Source organism: Lysinibacillus sp. fkY74-1, from assembly GCF_053165895.1.
Genome location: NZ_CP170174.1, coordinates 117,932 through 135,779, shown reverse-complemented (window position 1 = coordinate 135,779; position 17,848 = coordinate 117,932). Strand labels below are relative to the sequence as shown.

General features: G+C 32.0%; 19 protein-coding genes and 1 pseudogene. All 20 read right to left on the bottom strand.

Annotated features, from left to right (window positions below; all coding sequences use genetic code 11):
• Window positions 1-119: 119 nt before the first annotated feature.
• The gene (locus tag ACE1MS_RS23235; protein WP_175445559.1) at window positions 120-296 is read right to left on the bottom strand and encodes a hypothetical protein; all 177 of its coding nucleotides are present in this window, start codon (window positions 294-296) and stop codon (window positions 120-122) included.
• Window positions 297-464: 168 nt separating this feature from the next.
• The gene (locus ACE1MS_RS23230; protein ID WP_274996922.1) at window positions 465-1,013 is read right to left on the bottom strand and encodes a hypothetical protein; all 549 of its coding nucleotides are present in this window, start codon (window positions 1,011-1,013) and stop codon (window positions 465-467) included.
• 789 nt (window positions 1,014-1,802) lie between these two features.
• Window positions 1,803-1,934: a hypothetical protein gene (locus tag ACE1MS_RS23225; protein WP_274996924.1), complete on the bottom strand. Its 132-nt coding sequence runs from the start codon at window positions 1,932-1,934 to the stop codon at window positions 1,803-1,805.
• 17 nt (window positions 1,935-1,951) lie between these two features.
• The gene (locus tag ACE1MS_RS23220; RefSeq protein WP_447402989.1) at window positions 1,952-2,389 is read right to left on the bottom strand and encodes a hypothetical protein; all 438 of its coding nucleotides are present in this window, start codon (window positions 2,387-2,389) and stop codon (window positions 1,952-1,954) included.
• A 108-nt stretch (window positions 2,390-2,497) separates the two neighbouring features.
• Window positions 2,498-3,286, bottom strand: a complete 789-nt coding sequence (locus tag ACE1MS_RS23215) for an ImmA/IrrE family metallo-endopeptidase (protein WP_447402988.1) — start codon at window positions 3,284-3,286, stop codon at window positions 2,498-2,500.
• Window positions 3,279-3,695: a hypothetical protein gene (locus ACE1MS_RS23210; RefSeq protein WP_274996930.1), complete on the bottom strand. Its 417-nt coding sequence runs from the start codon at window positions 3,693-3,695 to the stop codon at window positions 3,279-3,281. The genes ACE1MS_RS23215 and ACE1MS_RS23210 overlap by 8 nt, the downstream gene beginning before the upstream one ends.
• A 1,028-nt stretch (window positions 3,696-4,723) precedes the next feature.
• Window positions 4,724-5,075 (bottom strand): annotated as a pseudogene (locus ACE1MS_RS23205) (ArsR/SmtB family transcription factor).
• A 541-nt stretch (window positions 5,076-5,616) separates the two neighbouring features.
• The gene (locus ACE1MS_RS23200; RefSeq protein ID WP_274996932.1) at window positions 5,617-6,246 is read right to left on the bottom strand and encodes a hypothetical protein; all 630 of its coding nucleotides are present in this window, start codon (window positions 6,244-6,246) and stop codon (window positions 5,617-5,619) included.
• A 532-nt stretch (window positions 6,247-6,778) separates the two neighbouring features.
• Window positions 6,779-7,495, bottom strand: coding sequence for an ImmA/IrrE family metallo-endopeptidase (locus ACE1MS_RS23195; RefSeq protein ID WP_274996934.1), 717 nt, complete (start codon window positions 7,493-7,495; stop codon window positions 6,779-6,781).
• Window positions 7,461-7,832, bottom strand: coding sequence for a helix-turn-helix domain-containing protein (locus ACE1MS_RS23190; RefSeq protein ID WP_274996936.1), 372 nt, complete (start codon window positions 7,830-7,832; stop codon window positions 7,461-7,463). The genes ACE1MS_RS23195 and ACE1MS_RS23190 overlap by 35 nt, the downstream gene beginning before the upstream one ends.
• Before the next feature lie 190 nt (window positions 7,833-8,022).
• Window positions 8,023-8,610, bottom strand: coding sequence for a hypothetical protein (locus ACE1MS_RS23185; protein ID WP_447402987.1), 588 nt, complete (start codon window positions 8,608-8,610; stop codon window positions 8,023-8,025).
• 13 nt (window positions 8,611-8,623) lie between these two features.
• Window positions 8,624-9,610 carry a hypothetical protein gene (locus ACE1MS_RS23180; protein ID WP_274996941.1) on the bottom strand — a complete coding sequence of 329 codons (987 nt, stop codon included), beginning with the start codon at window positions 9,608-9,610 and terminating at the stop codon, window positions 8,624-8,626.
• Complete coding sequence (locus ACE1MS_RS23175) at window positions 9,607-10,164, bottom strand: hypothetical protein (RefSeq protein WP_447402986.1); 558 nt, start codon at window positions 10,162-10,164, stop codon at window positions 9,607-9,609. Before ACE1MS_RS23175 ends, ACE1MS_RS23180 begins: the two co-directional genes overlap by 4 nt.
• 19 nt (window positions 10,165-10,183) lie before the next feature.
• Window positions 10,184-10,558: a hypothetical protein gene (locus tag ACE1MS_RS23170; protein WP_447402985.1), complete on the bottom strand. Its 375-nt coding sequence runs from the start codon at window positions 10,556-10,558 to the stop codon at window positions 10,184-10,186.
• 58 nt (window positions 10,559-10,616) lie between these two features.
• Window positions 10,617-11,090 carry a hypothetical protein gene (locus ACE1MS_RS23165; protein ID WP_090002793.1) on the bottom strand — a complete coding sequence of 158 codons (474 nt, stop codon included), beginning with the start codon at window positions 11,088-11,090 and terminating at the stop codon, window positions 10,617-10,619.
• A gap of 63 nt (window positions 11,091-11,153) precedes the next feature.
• Window positions 11,154-13,217 (bottom strand): hypothetical protein, encoded by a 2,064-nt coding sequence (locus ACE1MS_RS23160; protein ID WP_447402984.1) that lies wholly within the window; start codon window positions 13,215-13,217, stop codon window positions 11,154-11,156.
• Window positions 13,218-15,158, bottom strand: coding sequence for an ATPase, T2SS/T4P/T4SS family (locus tag ACE1MS_RS23155; RefSeq protein WP_447402983.1), 1,941 nt, complete (start codon window positions 15,156-15,158; stop codon window positions 13,218-13,220).
• A complete protein-coding gene (locus tag ACE1MS_RS23150; protein ID WP_274996953.1) occupies window positions 15,155-15,961 on the bottom strand; it encodes a hypothetical protein in 807 nt (268 codons plus the stop codon). Before ACE1MS_RS23150 ends, ACE1MS_RS23155 begins: the two co-directional genes overlap by 4 nt.
• A gap of 7 nt (window positions 15,962-15,968) precedes the next feature.
• Window positions 15,969-16,862 (bottom strand): hypothetical protein, encoded by an 894-nt coding sequence (locus tag ACE1MS_RS23145; RefSeq protein ID WP_274996954.1) that lies wholly within the window; start codon window positions 16,860-16,862, stop codon window positions 15,969-15,971.
• Entirely contained in the window at window positions 16,862-17,821 is a 960-nt protein-coding gene (locus ACE1MS_RS23140; RefSeq protein ID WP_447402982.1) for an SAF domain-containing protein, read from the bottom strand. Before ACE1MS_RS23140 ends, ACE1MS_RS23145 begins: the two co-directional genes overlap by 1 nt.
• Between the last annotated feature and the right edge of the window lie 27 nt (window positions 17,822-17,848).

The window sequence follows — 17,848 nt, the reverse complement described above, 5'->3', positions numbered from 1 at the left end:
CGACTTATTAATTTCATTAGTCATATTTTAACAAATGAAATTTATTTCTACAAGTGAATTTTAATATCTTATGCCACTCTGTCTTAAAGCTTGAGAATTTACACTGTAAATTTCTCACTTTAACTGGAAGCAAGATGTTTTATGAATAATTTTAGGGTATCCTTTGGATATCTTAAAAAACCAGGAACAACAGCCTTAGTAACCTTTACAAAAACAATAAAACGTACAAGAGAATTACTATTTCTCGTATTGTCTACCAGACTTCTCAATTCATCTACATTAGCGTTCAATTTCATTTTTACACCCTCCTACCCAGATTTAATTTACCATTTAGCATAACCTATTCTGAGCTGTGTTTGATATTTCATTCAGCCATTCACAGAAGTAAAAGAATTTGACTTTTTAACTGTAAATGGCTAAAATGAAATTATGTTTGGAGACCATAATACTTGAGATAACTCAGTTTACTGAATGTTATCCCCTGTATTATTGGTCTTTTTTATTGCTTCTCTTTCTATAGTTGAAGACTGTATTGTTTTTAAGCTTTCATACATTCCCAATATTGTGTTGTAGCTTGGATACATCTTATATGCATCATTTGCTGCATCATCAGTATCATTAACCACATCAGACATTACTTTAGTGAATGCCTTGTAAATCTTAAATGAAGGTATCAGCATCAAGAAGTTCCAGTTAATACCATCAACTCCAACATTCATGATAGCCAATATAACTTTAATTGAAGATACAAAAGAAATAGAAAGAATTATTAAAATCACTAACATACGTGATAGTTTAAATATAAATCTCTTTTTTCTATGTTTTGTCCAAAAAGTTGTTGGCTGTATTGGATTCGGCTGTTCATCTTCAACTGTCGCTACATCCAAGCCTTCATTCTTATCCACGAATTTGAAGTATTCTGTTAAAACACCTTCTACTGTTCCTAGAAAAATAACTATTCCCAGATAAAACAGAGAAAATTTCATGGATATCAAAGTATCAATAATTACCATGGAAAACAAACTCCCTTCTATTTTTGGCATAATGCCTATTGCAAATCTCTTTTATAAAGAACTTTCTTTATATACATCCCTCCCTTTTCTTTACCTGAGAACGACAAAAAAACACTTTCTCAAATAAAGTTCAGACGAATCCCTAAAAGAATCGTTAGAACACTCATTAAGAAAGTGTTTAGTAATTGCTCTACCGTGTGGTTGAGCATAAATAGTCGTTTAATCAAGTATAGATCCAATATACCATTTAATGAATATATTGTAAATACATTTTATATTGCTAATACTAGCATGTGAATCTTACCGAGAATGTGGCTGTCCATATGTAACAGCCTTCACGACCATGAATGTATCAACATTCCAAAATTCGCCATGCCATCTTCCGAAAGGGCAGTGACTTTCATAAAGTATGATAAGTATAGATAAAAGAATTTCCTTCTCAAAAAATCTCCACTCTAAACAGTATTTTTATAGCTAGTATTGGGTTATTCATTTCGTAGAAACAGTAAAAAGCCGATACTTATTGTATCAGCTTTTTATGTAATGCACTAAATTAAAAAATAATAGAAGCAGACAAATTGTTGTTTATAATGCTTACAAATTCAGCATTTACTAATTGCCGCCTATCAAATGTATGTTCAGATAATTTAATTCGAGGTAATCATTTAATATTATGATTTCTTCGATTTCGATCTATAAATGAATGCTTTTCATCTAATGACCATTTATCACCATTTCTTTTCAGCGTTTTACATAATAAACTTTCAAACGATTCAAGTAAGTATGATTCTAAAAAAAAAAGTCCTGTGATGGCATACGCATTGTTTCTAATAAGATTGCATCATGACTAGACAATATACGTAGTCCAAATACTTCTTTTTCCTCATTACTAATTAATGATACTGCTTTAATTCCATTCATCAACAAGCAACATACAACTAGATGTGTTGGCTTTCTCCTGCATCTTTTTTGCTTTTTTGCAAAGCAATATCAATATCAATATCAATATCAATATCAATATCAAAAACATTATTTGCCTTTTGTATTGATTGGTTAATCTCAATATTCGCTCGATTTAACGAACTAGCAATTAGTTGAAATTCAAGCCAGGCACCTCTCTTATTAACATAGCCCTCACTGAGGATATCAAAAGCTTCTATTGTATTTATAATAAATATATTGGTTTTCTCTGCTAAACCTTTGAACATGTTATGGTACAACTTTTCATACTTTTCATTATTCATCCATGAATTTCGACCACTTTCTTCAAGGATAACTGAAGGGATGATGACATCATATTCAGATATATTCATTGCCTCTAAAATATGAATGAAATCATCAGGATTTTCCCTAGCTGTAAAAGCTAAATCACTCATTGCATTATTATCCATTACATAAACTAATTGTTTGTAACTGTTACACAAATAGTCCATTGTCAGGAATTGTCTAATAGATTGCAAAATTAAATGAGGCTCAATTATAATTCACTCCTGTTGTCTTTCTCGGAGAATTTCCAAACTAGTTATGTGTTGTTCATACGCTGTCTGAAAACTTCTTAAATCAGCTTCTAACATATTTACCTTAACAACTTCATTGTTTAAAAGACTATTGAGATTACTAATTCGTATTGCCATACTTGATTTGAGAATTGTTTGGTCAAAATCAGCTGGCAAACTAGTTTGATATCTGAAATCAATAATCTCTACAACTTCCCTATCTAAAATTATCCCATCTAAAGCAAGCTTTACTACAATTTGCTTAAAAGGTAATTTAAATATTGGAATTAATCGAACAATGCGATTCTCCAAAGATTCATCAACATATAATTCCTTAATTAAGTTAAATTGTTCTAACAAAAGCCTACTATTAATTAATAGTTCGATTGCAAACAAGTTTGCTGAATACAATTTCTCATTTTCAATTGTTTCTTCAAAGATGGATAGTATATCAGAATTCCTAATTTCTTCTGATTCATATTGATAGTAATAATATCCGGACACCCATCTTAAATTCTCATACACTTTTGGTTGACCCGTATTAATATAGATGTAGTAACGATTATTTCTATTAGTTATTAAACTTCCATAATTTATACTCTTTGAAGGAAATTGAAGTACATGTACTTTTTTTGATAAATATGCCTTAATACTGTTAATAGGCTTATAACGGAAAGATAATGATCTGTCCTTAGTTTCAGAGACTCGATTTCTTATAATCGGTAATATTTCACGATAATTCTCTAGTAAATTTAATATATTATCCTTGTTAATCAATAATATCTCCTCCTTTACGATGAACTTGTGTAATTTCTTTCATCGTTTCCAGAACATCAATCATTGAAATAAAATCCTCTAACATTTTTAATGTATCATTTAGATTCAAATCATTAGTATTTGCCAGAGAGCTATTCGCCAAGATACTCGAACTACTTCTAATCTGTTTAATAGTTCTTGGTGGATTAAACTCTAAATTGTAAAAATAAAATGGATCCTCAATTCGAAATAGATTATTCAATTTAGGAATAGTCTTATTTAAATCTCCTTCTCCTTTTAGAAGCTTATAAAACGATGGCTTTGGAATTCCAGCCTTTTCATAAACCCATTTTTGCGAACGACCAATTGCATCAATATAAAGTTTTATATTCGACGCTACGATTTCGTTAATATCTTTGTTTGATCTCACTTTTTTCCACCTCTACTTAATTATACAAAAAGTATCACCAAAGTAAACTAAATCAAAGAATGAGATTATATATTTCAAAATAAATAACAATAAACTAAATTAAGTACACTTTAAAGATACCTACACTCAATTTTTTAAAAGTTTAATCATAAAAACTAACCTTATTCTGGGATATTTTTCTGCAATAATTTGGGTAGTAGCCCCCCTTTCTTCTACTTGAATGAGCTTTTAATATTTCCTAAAATAAAACTATCAAAAGTTACATTCAATGATTGGATTTGCGTGTTTTCGACGCTTTTTAATACTTGAGAACAACAAAAAACACTTTCTCAAAGTTCAGACGAATCCCTAAATAGAATCGCTAGAACACTCATTAAGAAAGTGTTTTGTAATAGCTCTGCCTTGAGGCTGAATAGTCTTTTAATCAAATTTACTTTAAACTAACCATCTAAATATATATTAATTTTAAGTAAATCAACCACGGTGAAAGAATAATAGTGGAAATTATAAAAATAATGATTACCGTAGTTGCAAACATAGGAAACAAAAAACATTTCTCAAAAATGAATGTTGTGAATATTAGAAGCTACGCCCCTATTGGTCATTTTCTTAAGAAGGGGATAGCTTTCTCTGCGTTAACCTACATTTTTTTTGAAGCACGATGTTCTAAGTACAATTTCCAAGTATCTTTTGGGTATCTTAAAAACCCAGGAGCCACGGCAAAAATAACAATCCAAAAGACTATAAATCGAACCAGAAAACCCTTCCTTCTTGTACGAGCAACTAACATTCGTAATGCATCAACATTTGCGTTCAATTTCATATACTTTCCCCTTTTCAGTGGAATAAATTCACATATAATATAACATATTCTACCTGTTATATAAATCCACCCCATTCCCTCCCAGGTAGTTTAAAAGACTGCTAGCTTTCTCTAACAATCGGTATTTTTAACAACAAGAATAAGCTTGGTTGGTAAGATTTATACCACATACACCTGTTTCAGGCAACTCCAATTCCACACATTTTCAAGCTTCTTCATTATCTGATAAATAAGCTGTTATGGAACCTCCTACATGGCAACAATCTGTTCTACAGTTGCACCTGTTTAAAGGCTGAATTTGTTCTAAGATTCCCTTCATCAGTAGCGTTTGACCCTCTAATAAACGATAATGTTTCCAAATACCTACTTTTCGTTCCGTAATAATGTCTGTCCCCCTTTAATTTTCGTAAATATTGACTAATAGCTGGTTGCGATATTCCGAGAACATCTACAAAATCACAAACGCATACCTCCCCATTTTTCATGCATGCAAGTAATTTAATCCGATTTAAATCTGCAGCTGCTTTTAATTGTTTTTCAATTAGTGTATTTTCCATTTATCTGCACTCCTTATTTAACTTTGCTTATATATAAATTTTAAATAAAATCACCTTTTTAAATGAAAAATAATTAATTTGTATATAACTATATACTTATATTATGTTCATAAGTTTTAAATCGCAATACCCAAATGACACAATGATTTCATGTATTACTTAAAAGGATTAAAAACAAGAATAAATTAACAGAAAGGAAAGCATTTTAATGTACTTTACAGGTTGCATACGTTGCCATAAATTTTCTGATTGACTTATAAGAGAAGTATAAAGCTGTACGACACGAAGGAAAAAAGTTATTTACTTATTATTAATCAACAACAAGGAATTATTGATTTTTGAAGAAGATGATAAGGGTCGTACTTTTATTCATTTTATACCTTAATTAGCTGTAAAAGTATTAGTCGTTTATAAAATATTAGAAGTAGGATTGCTCGAAAAATTGAAGAATAAGGATAGTCATTTTATCTAACTTTGTAGATTCATATTGAAAGAGAAACTCGCTTTAAACTTAATAATATAAAGCGAGTTTTCTAATCTTTTATATATTATGGGTTAAGGATTGTTGTAGACGTTCATCGAAATCATCAATCCTTTGTCGATGAAATGTCTTTAAAAATTTACGTACAGAAGCTTTAGATTCAATTTCAAAAAAAACCAGATAGATACAGAAATCAACTAGCGAATCAAGTTGAATAAGTACATTATCCTCAGCCTCATCTACACTTATATAAAGCTTTGAATCTTGAATAACCTCAAGAATGTCATAATCATTGCTAAAAATGATGGACGCACTTAACAACATAGCGGCTGCTAAACTGTGCATTTCGCCTAAATCATTTGTATATTTTAGGGATCTTCCTGCTTTTATTTTCTTTTCATCTAAATCTGAAAACCCTTGTTTAATATCTTTTAAGTACATCTCATATATGACAAACATATCATCAGATAATGTAGAATCATCATAAGGATCAAATAACGTCCAACCATATTCTATTTTGTTGTCAACTTTTAACTTGACTTCATTTAACAAAAGTTCATCATAAACTACCTTGTGTACAAAAACTTCTTCATATAGTGAATCAATCCATTCAAAAACATCACTTATCTTGTACTCTGTTGCAAAGATTAATATATTTGAATCAATAAAAACTTTGCCATAACGTTTCAATATGATTTACCCCTGAATCCAACAATTTTTGATAATGCTTTTCTTATTTAGTAGCCAATCCTACATAGTCTATATTTTGTTTAAAAAACTGCTACTCTAATTCTCTCTTCTCCATAAAGATAAAACTTATACTTTTAAAAATTATAATTATCCCCCCCTTTTCTCTACTTGAGAACGACAAAAAACACTTCCTCAAATAAAGCTCAAACGAATCCCTTAAAAGGAATCGTTAGAACACTTATTGAGAAAGTGTATAGTAATTGCTCTACCGTGTGGCTGAGCATGATAGTCGTTTAATCAATTCGATTCTATCATACCATTTAAATACATTATTTTCAATATATTGTTTTTTATATATTACCATCGATGTGAAATTTATAAATAAAGCAATAAAATAACGATGACCATAATTGCAAACAACAAATGTATTTTTTCGCCTCTCAAAAGTAACCACTTTTAATAAACTTTGAATACATGTATGTTATAGTAAATGGAACTCTTCACCAAATGAGGAATATAAGAAAGATTTATCCTATTCCTTTAGCGATTCTTGATATTTTTTAGCTCGTTGGGGAGAAAATTTAGCCAATTTATTTGCAGCAATTAAAGTATTCAAGCCCACCTGTTCAACATTTTGATTAACAACATCTTCATATGCTTTAAAACGGGTTTCTTTTACTGGTTCATCTAAATTGGAATATGGAAATCCTAACTCAATTCTTCTATTTTTCCAATCGAGCTCTGTTCTATTTTTTAGTGAACTTGACATTTTGAATCCTAATTCTTTTACTCTACGAACCATAATTAGATATGGAACCTGTGAAAAATCTGAAAGATGTATTATTGAACTTTCTTCATCATATAAGTCTATGAATTTTCTCCACAAATCCTTTACTAACGCTTTAGGTAGCATTATTGCAGATGCAAATCTATCCGCAGCACGTACATGATCAAACTCATTATCTAATACAACTAAACTAGATAAATTCCACATTTCATATGCAGCAGTGAAATACCTCGTTCTTAATGGATGATAAGTATTTAGCATTATAAACTGTTCTCCATTTGCATGAGTTATTGCTACACCAAAGAATTTTTCATCTTCAACGTATTGGTAAATAATCTTCGCTTTTTCTGCCAAGATGTGTTCAATTTGACTGCCTATAAAGATGTCATATCCATATTTATCCTTTAAAAAATCCGTAGCAAATGCTTCAGCTATTAATTCTGCCTCTTTCTTTCTGTCCACATTGTTTCACCTGCTCTTTTAGTCCGATGTAATCATTAATTGCAAACAGTAGAGAATCGAGCTCTCTGTGGGAACGACGATTAGTTAATTCCCCTCTTAAATTTACTGTTAGTGTATCTTTCTTTACAATTTCAGGTTGCAAAAGTTCTTTTGTAGTTGTATTAATTAACTTTGCTAATTGTGCTATTCTTTCTGGTTTTAGAGGCCGTTCTCCTTTCAATATAAATCCCACAAGTGATTTACTAATACCCAATTGTTCAGATAACCATTTATATGATTTACCTTCCGCTTCCAGCCATTTCTGAACTTTTCTGATCACCACTTCATCTGTTTCCATCTTTATCCTCCACCCCATTACAATTACAACCAAAACTAAAAATTCTCTATACAACGTCTACACATATTATAAATTATTTCGTAGACGTCTACAAATTTTATTTCTCATTTATTATTTTAATTGGTTAAAAAAGTAACCTCCATGTTTTGAAGGTTACTATTAATCCTGTTTATATTTTAATTCTGACTCATTAGCATCCATATAATGTTCCTCTTAGAGTAGATATGTCTAGCCAAGTACCATCCAATAATAAGAGATTATGGCCCTCTACTCTTTGATATGGAGTAATATCACCTTTTTGGAATTTAATCGATTGACCATTCTTTAATACAGCTGAATCGGCACCAAATTCGAAAATACCCATAACATATTGAACATCTTCATCGCTGCTAATAAACTCTTTTTCATTAATCCCAAAGACTGTTACATCATTTGAAATAAACTTTAAAGATACAACCTTTACTTTTAAACCAGGTCTCAATTTTCTTAGGATAATGCCATTTTTAGAACAAGACCTCACACTATCCCCTTGGACTATAATCTCTCCAAATGTCATCGTATACTGGTGTTCATCAATGTTTTTAATATAAAGCCCATTTTGTATTTCAATGTAATCACCATTGACATCAAAAACATCCCTGGTTTCCCCTATTTTAAGGTAATCCCGTACTTTACTAAACTCCCCATCCTTTTTTCGATAAAGAGATGTTTGTAGATGAAATGTAATTCTTCCGATTGGCACTCTAGGCTGCTCATTTACACTTTGTAAAACTCCCATATTTACTTCCTCCCTAATTGTTAAGACATGATAATTCGCTATATCCTTTGGCAGCTGCATCCTTTTTTGATGAATATATCTCTTTTGCTGAATAAGGATAACCACATGATTCATACCAAAATTTATTTTGACCATTAACGGTTCCTGCTAATATACGATCATTAAACTGAAGTCTTGTACCTACAAACGCATATTGTTGGTAAAATACATTTTCCAAAATGGAAGGATACCCTTGGAAGAATGCTAATATTGAAATATCATCTACAGTGTTATACCAATCTTCCTTTGGAATATAAGGCAGCATGAACTTATATGTTACATCTAAGCTTTTTGTATAAACATTATGTTCGTTTATATAATAGGCAAGATGTTCTTGTAGTGTATTGACAATAGTTGTACGTCTGACATTATGAAATGTCTCTTTGTCTTCTAAAAATGAAATAGTCACTTCTGGATCTTTAAGAAGCTCTTCTCGAGTACCTTCTAGCCATTCACCTAAGCCTACATCATATACTTCTACTTCTTCATCTATCGTAAAGTTAATAATATTTCCTTCTTTATCTACATACGAAAATGGAATTTTAGGCAGCCAAATACGACCTAAAACCTTATCTCCTCTTGCATCCTTGTAATCCTTATATACATTTAAGAGCAAACCATCGTAATCTACCACAGCAAATACAGGCACGTATCGGGCTAATCTATCCATTGAGTAATCTAATTCAACACCATACTGTATAGACAATGATTTCATAAAGGTTTCAAATGCCGGTTGTGGGTTTACAGGATTGACTTTATAAGATTCGTAACCATTCTCTAATTCCGTCTTTACATTGGTTCTCAAGATATCTACGGCATCATGAGTTGCAGTAGTCATACTCACTTCATGCTTATGGTTTTCTTGCATTGTTTGTTTAGCGTATTGATAACGATATTCTGTAAATAAAAGTGGAAATGAATAAATGATAACGAACAAAATTATATAGTGAGGTAATTTCATTGCTTATCATTCCAATCTTGATTTTGTACCATGCCTCCATACGGAAATGCTATAACAGGACCATCTGTACCAGCTCCAGCTGTTAAAAAGTCAAAAAGCATAGTCGATTTAAATTTGGTCTTATTCTCAACATATACGTTGAAAAAGTCTCCGTTTTCTAACTTATACATGCGCTTCTCATATGGAACATTCGATTCAAATAATGTTTTTTTAATTTGATTCCAATAGACACCTGTATACTGAACTTTGTATTCACCTGTAAAACTATTCGGATTTGCAGGATCACTATAAACAGGTGTATATTGCTTTTTCTGATGTTCTAATTCAACATTGAATAATACTTGATTCCCTGTATGCAATGAATTAACAAAATCCTCATACATGGAAGGTGTGATGAAACCTTTTAATCTAACATTATCAACAAATTCAGTAACCGAATTGTATGTATTTATATAAGCAAGATCCTCTTCTTTCTTATAGTTTTGATACGTTGCAAAATAAAACAAAACCACCATAAGAATGATAGCGAATATCTTCGAAACCGCATTTGGCATTAAAATCAACCTTTCTTCATTATTTTGAAGTATAAGTTATATAAGCAACTTTTCCTTTAGTATCGTATGTAATGGTTTGTGAGTAGTTGGCATACTTCGAAATGTGAAATAGCTTTTCCTTCACATCTTTAGGTGTACTAAAAGTAATACCATTTACCTTTACTGTAATCCCATCAAGATTTAGCTTATAGATTGAACTTATAACTTCTGTGCCAGTGAAAAGCACTTCTTCTGGTATTTTCGTTTGCACAGAATAAACGGTATCAACTGTTCCAGGAGATATTTCAAACTCTTTTTGTATGTTAGTTATAGGACTCAATGCATAAGCCAAAACCATAGCGAAAATTAAAGCCGACAGGCCAAAATTGATGGCTGAAGTTACAGTACTGTTCATAATAAGGCGGGGGCTTCCTAACGGAATGGCCCCCTTCCTCCTTTCCATTTAAAATGGATTATTGTTTTTCTTGTACAAATTGAATTGCACGAATTACACCATTTGAATCACGGTGTACAGATGCTGCAAACATACCAGAAGGATTAATATACTCTGCATGTGTAACATTTGTTGTTGTTGAAATGTCTGAAACAGCCCCAGATTTATCTACTTTATCTGCTTCAAATCGTGAATAATACCATTGACCAGTTGAATTTTTACCAGTTTGTACTTTAAGTGCAATTGTTTCGTCTTTAGCTTGAGACTCGAAACGGCGTAGTGCTGTTAATACTTGAGAACCACTAACCACTGTATTGTCATAAACTAAGTATTTTTGATCCTGTAACTCTGTAGTGTTTGCTGTAAAATCTGTTGTTACTGATTTAGCTGAGTCTGCTGCTGGTGTAAATACCATAATAGCAATACTAACTAAAACAATTGCTAGTATAATACCGGCAGCGAATTTGAGTGCGGTTGCTGTTGTTTCTGACATTGCATTAAAACCTCTCTTTTCCTAAAAATTTTTATATATGCTAGTGGCTAATGCCACGAATAGCTAAGTAAACATATTTATCATATTTTTAGATTCATTTACTCCGATATAAATAATTGGGAATATTAAGTAAATGAATGTTAGACAAACTAATGGTCCTAGTCCCAAGAACTCACCTATTTGTCCTTTCTTTTCGAGTGATCTCTTTTGATCTTCTCGGCGTTGCTCTAAGTAGAATTCACGTTCCATTTCAATATCAGTGAAGGCTTCTTTTATAGATAGACGAACAATCGTTAACTTCAATCTCTCCACTATTTGTTGGAAGGGTTCAAATGTATTATTTTCAGAAAGTTTTACAAGGGCCATTTCTTGACCACTATCAAATTCCTCAATAGCAACTGTGATCGATTTTTTAAATACTAGTGAGAATCGTTGTAACCAATTAAGGATAATTGATACACTCATACCATCAAAATCTCGGAGTATAGAAATCAATACAAGTAATTGATAGACTTCTCTTTCCATTAATTTCAGACGTGCTTTTCGTTTTGCCATAAGAATTTGAACTGGGATTAGATAGCTAATAAAAGCTATTACTATAGCAATTAAAACTTCCCACCATTGTAGAAACGAATTAGATATAGTTGCCCACTTTCCAGTAATGCGTTTATAAGCATTCGTTACCTCTAAATCCATTGAATCTAAATTAAGTTGATCAGCAATCAATTCTCTCAGTTCTTCGTCAGTAGGTAACTTCTTCATTTCTTTTAAGTCTTCAATAACGTTCCTATCAAATTCGTTCTTTTCTGCTACTCCTTGCAATTCCTTTTCAGTTAATTGCGAGGTGAATATAGACTGAGTAGCAACTTGATTTAACACCGTGTTAGTTTCACGAACATGAGCTAATGTAAGAGTTGTTACTAGTACTATGAAAACTGCAATACATGACAATACTTGCTGTAAAGTTAGTTCTTTAACTTCCAGGTTTTCATTGGCTTCCTTAATTAGTTGTTGGCGTTCGTGATACTTCTTAGTAAACTTTTGTGGCGATAGTGCCTCACAAAACTTTTCTAAAAGGGGTATTTTCTTAAATAACCATTGTTCCCACTTAATTCTTGTTGGCTTAAATTCCGTAGAATTATCATTGATTTCTCGCATTTTTCTAACGATTAAATAACATGCGACGCTTATTGCATATACCGCAATTTCTGCTAAAAATCCAATTCTTGAGCCATAAAAAGATTCCGTTGTAGGAAATTGTGAGATAGACCAATTTTTTGTTGGTAGTGCTAAGAAAATAGGAATTAACGCTAATGCACTAATACTACGAAGTGCATAGGATAGTTTGGAGCGATATAAAATCTCATCGTTTAACTCTTTGTTAATTGAGGTGACACCTCTAACAAATGAACTTCCTTTTTCATCATCAAAATTGTCACCTCGATCTTTAACTAAAACTGTTAAACTAGCAAAAACGCGTAAATAACGAGATGGTGCAACTTCCTCATAAGCAGCCAGTTCTTTTTCTGAATGAAGGTCATTCAAAATTTTATTGATACGCTCAGCGTGTACTTTCATTTCTGGTCCAGCGTACTGAATAGAATCAAATACCGCCTCATCGACCATTTTTGTTTGTTGGTAGTTAAAAGTTACTCGAGTGATAAAATTTTTAAGTTGAATTAATAACCGGTTTTCTACTCTATAAACAAAGAAGTCTATTAATATTCCTGATAGCAATAAGATTCCTAGAAGAATCCAAAATATTACTAGCCAAGAAGGCCGGATTATAACTAAAAACAGACATCCGATACTAAATAGTGCAATTATAGAAAATATAATCTTCATGACTTCACGACGAAGAGTATATTCGTCATACACAGATAGTGTTTCTAGTTTCTTACGTACCTTTATAAGAACTGTCCTTAAAATAGGAATTCTTAATATAACGTTGTATCCTTTTTGAGTATACTTGTTTAGTATTCTTGGGAATGGTATTCCTTTCCCAGCACCAATTGTCTCTTGTCTTTTACGCTTTGCCCGTGAATACTTGTAATATTGGTTGACCACATACAGGATAGTAATGATTAATGCAACCACTATGATGTATTGAGCAAGCATATTCATCATTTACTCCCCCCAAAATTCTCGAATGAATGCATCAAACTGTATGCGTTCATCTAAAGTTAGTTCAAGTTTTATTTCTTTAATTCTCTCTTCAGAGATTCGATTTACAGGTACATATTTGCCATCACGGTATTCCAAAATTATATTTTCGATAAATTGCTTTATTTGCGTTCTCTGATGGAAATAGTTAGACATTAAATCAATAAGTAAATTTGTTTTTGACTCCTTATCTTTTGCGTTGTTTAAAGCTTCAAAAGATGATTTTTCATCTTTATAGGTAATTGGTATACATTCAGTTATTCTTTCTACAAAACGTTCACCTGTAGCTTTGTCTTGTCTCATATGAATATCAAATTCAAGTACACTTACAACTTGTTGTTCAGCAATTTTTTCATCACTAAAGACATTGGTTTTAAGCAATGAATTACGTAACGCAAAAACTAAGTGTGAAAGGGTTTTGCCATGATGTGAAAACCAAACACAACGGGAAGCTACCTGTCCTATCTGTACAAAATGGGCTGCAACTGGGTCAGTTGCAATTTCACCTAGGATTGTTATATCTCCATCTGTTTTCTTCGCTAAGTCCAAAGCATCCTGTCCACTGTAAGTTTCAGTTTCCTGAAATGATAAAATATTATGATTTGGATATTGATTTCGTAAATTAAGCTCAAACTTGGTTTCTTGTACACGGACATTTAGAGTTTTATTTAAATATTCAAATAAAGCCATGAGTAGTGTTGTTTTACCACTTCCTTGTTGTCCTGTTATTGCAAGTGTTCGGTTAGACTTTGCTAAAAATGCAAGCAAGGTAATAAGTAATTCACTGTTCTCTTGTTTAAAGAGTTCTCTTACTGAAATTTTTCGAGCATTGAATTTCTTTCTAATGAAATACGCCCAAGATTCCGTTAGTTTAGGTCGCATTACTGTTACCCTAGATCCATCAGCCATTTCATTGATAATTGCAGGTTTTGTTTCTGAAAGTTGTCCTGGATAACCAAATTTATAAACATTATTAGTAACTCGAATTAATTCGGCTTCATGTTCAAATGATAGAAATGATAAGTGTATTGTTTTACCTTTGTACATAATCCAAGCACTATTTAAAAAAGTAAAATCATCTTGATTCTGCTCTAACACATGTTCAGCAAATTCTTCATCAATTACAGTACCATCCGAATTTTCAAGATAATAAGGGTCGTCAATATCCATAAGATTTGTTAATCTCTCTGGTAAACCTGAAACTCCTCCTGATGTTCCATCAATGTTCATATCACGAATCTCGTCTATAATTCCAAACCCTTTGTAATGGCTGTAAATCCTTTGCGACAACACATGTAATTTGTCAGCTAATTTCAACGGGTAATTAAGAACTACTTGATCATAAATGTTATCAATCTCATCTGCTAAAACGCGTAATCCTCCATCTTCTTTAGGTTCATCTAATTTGAATGTTTCAATCAACCAACCTAGCGCGTTATATTTCTTCTTTTTGAATGCTACATATAATGCTGTATCAAATTTATCGCGTGCAGTCATTTTTGAAGGTACATTAAAAGGAATTGCATAATTGATTGTTGTTTCGTTAATTTTCTTATCTTTTTTTAGGGAATCATATATATAAGCCCTAACTAATTTCTTCGCAGCCAAATTACCCGTATTACAGTTTTTAAGTGCCTCTTTTAATTCATTTCTTCGTCTTTTTTTTCGATTAAATGATTCTTCAGTCAAGCCCTCTTCATAAATATTACCCGTGGTATTTGCTATCATTACTTCACTTATGTACTCTTGTAGTGCTGCAATGGTATATTCTTCTTTATTAATGTCGCCTTTTTTTAACTCCAAACTTTTATTCTCTTTTTTAGCTTGTGCAAGCTTCATAAGTATTAGGAAGAGGATTAATGAAAGAATACCGATAATGATAAGAAGATTTAGCGAATAAGTCATTCGTCTTCCTCCTCTAATTCTTCCAGATCGAGTTTTTTCAAGATGTATTTGTTTACTTTATCTAACGATTTAATAAAGTCTTGTATATCAGAACCTTTACTTGAATTGACTACTCGGTAAAAAAGTTCTGTAAACTCAAACTTGTTAGCTGAATCTTTAAATTTACTTGAGTAATTTATCGCAAACACTGGATGTTTCTTCCCATACTTACTTTTTATTTTTTGAATTCCTGGTTTAACATGTTGATCATATTGACTAATTAAAACAATGAAATCCTTGTTTTTTAATTCTTCAGGGATACCTTCACCAGAGAAAAATTGATCTAACACAAATCTATTCTGAGGTAAATTAACTATTACTAAATCTGCCTTTTTCAATAACCTTTTTGAAGTATTGCTTCGAGTTCCCGAATGGGCGTCTATCCACACAATGTCGTAAGCACTTTCAGCAACCTTTAACAGTATTTCTAAAAGATGAGGTGTTTCTAGTGATTGGTTTTGAGTTCCACCGAGTAAATCCAATCGATTTTTGTAAACTGTTTCAGTATAATCTCTAACGGCATCAGGCTTTAGTAAACTACTTTGTGCTAGTCGTTCTAAGGCCTCAATACCACTGTCAAATCCTCTGGAATCTGTCATCTCTTTTTTAAATAATGATTCTAAGGAAGAATACGTTAACTGAGTATGTGTAATTAACGATTGATGTGTGTAAATTAGTGCAAAGTGGGCAGCTAATGCAGCAACATTTGATGTAGTCGCGGCTTGCCCATGAACTGGTGACCAACTTACTATTGTCTTGCCCATATGATGATCACCCTCCTACAACTTCTTTATTTTTTTTATTTCCAGTCTTATTATTAACATCAGGTTTATTTAATTCTGTATTTGTACTTTTCTTTGTATTTTTTAGTACTAATACCGTCTGTGTCTGCTCATCAAGGTTTATTTCTTCCACATGATTTATTAAATTAGTTTCATTATTAGCGGCAACTTTTGACTTGAAGCGACCAAATAAGATACCCAATGGACCACGATGAGTAGATGCATCAAAATCTTTATTCCCAATATCGTAAATTTCTGTAACAATAGATTTTAATAATCTTCTATAATCTTTTGGTAATTTACTATATGGAATAACTCCCTCGTGCTGCATAAAGTTACGCAATTTATGTTCTAAATCGTCGTATTCTAAAGGATCATCAATCAATTTGAATTCCAATCGGTTATTAATTAATACATCTAAATAATCGTTCGGAATCTTGTACGCAGATTCGAAATGTACCCGCTTAAGCACAGTAGTTCCAGTTGAATCTACATAGTCATTTAAAATAGCTATATCTTGAGTTATTGTAAAACGAGTATTGTCACTTATATAAAGAACATGTTGGAACTTAGGCCAATCATTAATGATAGTACTGTTGTCGTTAGCATCTACGATAATGCAATCATAGTTTTCTAATGTTTCATTAGCATCGCTTAATTTAGTTATTAACTCTTGCAATGATTTTGTATTGATAAGGATATCTACATCTTGAAATTCATACAGATGCTCATTTCCTTCCAACTGAATAAAAGCGTGTTGATATTCGTTGTTACTTGTAGAATCAACGATTAATACTCGTTTTCCTAATGCTGCAATAGTATGCCCAAGATAAATTGCAAAATCAGATTTACTTTTTGAACCAAGTAGTTGAACTAATTTCATTACTCACTTTCGCCTCCAATCAAAGCTTGCTGTTGCTGAGCTTGTTGATTCATAGCATTTAAACGGTCTTCCTCAGCTGCTTTAGCATTTTCTTCTGAGACTTTGGATTGTATTTGCTGATCCCCATCTTGAATTTTTGATTTCTGCTCTTCACTCAATTCACGTAGATTGTTCTCAAGACGACCACGATTTAATTTCTCTAGTTCCATTTGATAAAGATTTACAACGTTTGGTGACTCTTTAATTAATTCCTGGACATTTGGTTTGATTGGATAAGTCATAGTTGATTTTTCTTGCATATGTTCATCTACATACGGAATCGCATAAATTTTGGCACCTTCTAGATATGCATCAACAATTGCAGAACTGATGGTTAATATTTCAGATTCACCAATATCTAGCCAAACAGTTATACCCGCTAATTTCTTAATATGCTTTTTAGTGAGTACTACATAATCATCACCTGTCGGGTATTGAATACGAATATCGACGTAACTATCTGTCGAAATATTTGATGGTAGTTCTATGAAACTGTATTCAGCTTCACGAATATCATTCGTTATATTAACTGTTTTGTATACCATAGACTGGACAAGTACTGCTCTTGCTTTCATGTCGGTTTTTGCATAAAACACAAATTTGTCACCCTTTTTTAAATCTCCAGGTCGTATAATATCGACTGCACTTGCTGCTTCAGGCACAGTAACCGCTGTTAGCATTTCAGGAGTTATTAAATCGCCTTTTTCTACATCCTGTTTTAACGCATAAGCAGTGAAGTTTTGTGCTGCAGTCGTTTCCAACATCTCAATCTGTTTCTCGTATTTATCAATTAACTTCAATTCGTTCTCTTGGACCTTAGAGTGCCAATAATAAACACCGCCGCTATAAATGCCTGTTGCCAACACAAATCCAGCTGTTCCAACTAGTATTAATTTCTTTGTCTTCAGTCGAATCCCCAAATTTCCCCTATTCGATTACCGAACAGG